The sequence below is a fragment of the Blautia sp. 1001283B150304_161114_C9 genome (assembly GCF_015668165.1).
GTDB lineage: Bacteria > Bacillota > Clostridia > Lachnospirales > Lachnospiraceae > Blautia_A > Blautia_A wexlerae.
The window spans coordinates 1-2,587 of the sequence record NZ_JADPGO010000074.1; the positions used below are offsets into that span (position 1 = coordinate 1).

Sequence of the window (2,587 nt, forward strand, 5' to 3'; positions counted from 1 at the left end):
GGCAAATACCTTTAAATGAAATATCCTAATCCAAAAATTCGATTCCATGAGTGTTATGAATTCTTTCCAGCAAATCCGGTATTTCATCCATATCCACATCTGAAACTTCACCGCATTTTGTACACCTGACATGGTAATGATTTTTCAATGAAAAATCGAACCTATTCGCTCCATCCGGAACTTCAACCTTCCTTAACGAACCCTCATCTACCAATATATCAAGATTTCTATATACAGTTCCTTTTCCGATTGTAGGATATGCTGCTTTTATATCTTGCGTTCGATTGTTTCCAACTCCCGCCGTTTTTTTCTATCAGTTTTTTCTGATTTAACAACTTATCTTCTATCACGTCGATGTCTCTGTTTCCCAAAAACTCTCCAATCTGACCCAATGGCATATCCAAAACGCGCAAGTAACGAATCATATTTAAAACCTCAAACTGACGTGCACTATAATAGCGATAGCCTGTTTCCGGATCTGTGTATTCTGGTTTCAACAGACCTGCCTGTTCATAATGCCGCAGGCTGCCAACACTGATATGAAACATTTTTGCCACATCACCAATCTGGAATAATTTTTTATTCTCCAAGCTGTTTCTCCTCATGAATTATGTCTGTCATTTTCTGATCAAAACAAGCATCAACCTGTGAAGCGATTTCTCCATCAAGCCATCCTTTTTCTACCATATCATTTAAAATACCGTAAGCTTTTTCATGTGGCATTCCCTGTTTATACGGGCGGCTTTCTGTCAGTGCCTGATAAATATCGACACACGCCATGATGCGTTCCTGTGTGTTTAATTCAGCAGCTGTTTTTCCAAATGGATAGCCTGTCCCGTCCAGTCTTTCATGGTGAAAGGCAGCCCAGTCACATATCTCTTCAAAATCATCGATTTCTGACAGAATAGAATAAGTATATGCTGCATGATGTTTCATAACTGCAAACTCATCATCCGTCAGTCTTCCCGGCTTCTCCAGAATTTTGTTACCTATGGCAACCTTTCCAATGTCATGCAGCGCTCCTGCAAGATACATTTTCTGCATTGTCTCCTCATCAAATCCCATAAATCTGGATAATTTCTCAGCATCTGCAGCCACACCTATGGAGTGTGTACTCGTAAATGGTGATTTATAGTCTACGATGCGTGCGAAAAATTTCGCCAGTGCTTTAATCTGTTCAAAGCTAAGATCTTGTTTTGTACGCGGCACTCTGTTCCATAAACGAGTCTCCACATCTTTTTCTCCAAGTGACAGAAAATGTTGTTCAGAAAAAGCATGTCTAAATGCTTCTATACATTCTTCATCCGCTATAGAACCTGTGATTTCCTGAAGAAATGCTTCTACCTTCTGCCAGGTGTCTGAATCAAAAGAATCACTGCAGCAGACCTGGTCAAGCAGATCGCATAGATGGATAATTCGTGCAAAAACCGGTACTTCTGTCCATTTTTTTCCAAAAGGTCCACTTCCATCTGCATTCTCATGATGATACAAAATGACATTCTTTATATCCGTATGGGATGGAATGTCTTTCATGTTCTTCTCACCTGCCGCACAGTGAATTCCCAGCTCCAGTGGAATCGCCGAACCTATTGCACTTGCAATATCATTGTGTAATTCTTCCTGAATATATTGAGTCAGTGCATTATCATGTAACAACGCACCGGCTGTCAGATCCTACAGACTCTCCCCCTGAATTCCCATCTGTTCTGCCATGCAGACACTCATATATGCAACACGCTTCGCATGCTTATCTGTTACATGCACTAACTCTGCTTCCACACAGTCCAATGCATAGGAACACGCTCCCAACAATCCCAAAACATCTAATTTCATCCCCTTTTGTCTCCTGTCTGTATTATATATCTGACAGTTATTTTATCACAAAAAATTTATATAAAAAAGGTTTCATTATTATTTATACAAAAATAACAGGCAAATCTTTATCTGCATAATTATCAAATAAAAGACGGGATTGTATATCATCATTATTATATTGTCAATAATATAGTAATAATTCTCATTATTACTAAAAGATGCCCATGCTGAGCATCTTTAATCTAAATCATTGTTCTATTTTTCGTTCAAAAACATATTCAGTATCTGATGATAAATCAGACCGGAATGAATAACCAAGTCTGTCGAATTTCTTAATATCCACCGGATTCTCAATATTATTTTCTGCCATAAATCTGACCATTTCACCACGAGCCATCTTGGCATATGTACCTTTTGTTACCATTTTATCTCCAAAAGCTTCACAAAATGTAACCGAAATATATCTGTCCTGTGGTGTCAAATACTTTTCTATACATTTTGAGTATTCTTTTGATGCAAGATTAATGATAATCCTGCTGTCATCTATTACTGAACGGTATAACAAGTCACCCCAGTACTCATACAGATTTTTGGAATCTCCAATCCTGATCTTTGCCTGCATTTCCAAACGATAAGGTGTCACACCATCCATTGGTTTCAGAGCACCATAAAATGCAGACAATATTCTCAAATGATTTTGCACATACTCAAGCTGCATATCTTCAAACACGGATGGAGCCATATATTGAAAAGCAATTCCTTCATATGATAA

At 38.2% G+C, this 2,587-nt stretch carries 4 protein-coding genes and 1 pseudogene; all 5 read right to left on the bottom strand.

Annotated elements, in window-relative coordinates; genetic code table 11:
* Positions 1–25 precede the first annotated feature (25 nt).
* Positions 26–271 (bottom strand): annotated as a pseudogene (locus I4V44_RS18430) (Fur family transcriptional regulator); the annotation flags it as partial.
* Positions 228–605, bottom strand: a complete 378-nt coding sequence (locus I4V44_RS17230) for a MerR family transcriptional regulator (RefSeq protein ID WP_334297977.1) — start codon at positions 603–605, stop codon at positions 228–230. The gene I4V44_RS17230 and the pseudogene I4V44_RS18430, both read right to left, overlap by 44 nt.
* A complete protein-coding gene (locus tag I4V44_RS17235) occupies positions 580–1,656 on the bottom strand; it encodes an HD-GYP domain-containing protein (protein ID WP_330610679.1) in 1,077 nt (358 codons plus the stop codon). Before I4V44_RS17235 ends, I4V44_RS17230 begins: the two co-directional genes overlap by 26 nt.
* 18 nt (positions 1,657–1,674) lie before the next feature.
* Positions 1,675–1,833, bottom strand: a complete 159-nt coding sequence (locus I4V44_RS17985; RefSeq protein WP_330610680.1) for a hypothetical protein — start codon at positions 1,831–1,833, stop codon at positions 1,675–1,677.
* A gap of 229 nt (positions 1,834–2,062) precedes the next feature.
* On the bottom strand, positions 2,063–2,587 hold a 525-nt coding region (yaaA, locus tag I4V44_RS17240; protein WP_196003012.1), incomplete at its 5' end, for a peroxide stress protein YaaA.

Coding starts and splice junctions, on each gene's coding strand:
- I4V44_RS17230 (WP_334297977.1), bottom strand. CDS start 605: ATGAGGAGAAACAGCTTGGAGAATAAAAAATTATTCCAGATTGGTGAT.
- I4V44_RS17985 (WP_330610680.1), bottom strand. CDS start 1,833: ATGAAATTAGATGTTTTGGGATTGTTGGGAGCGTGTTCCTATGCATTG.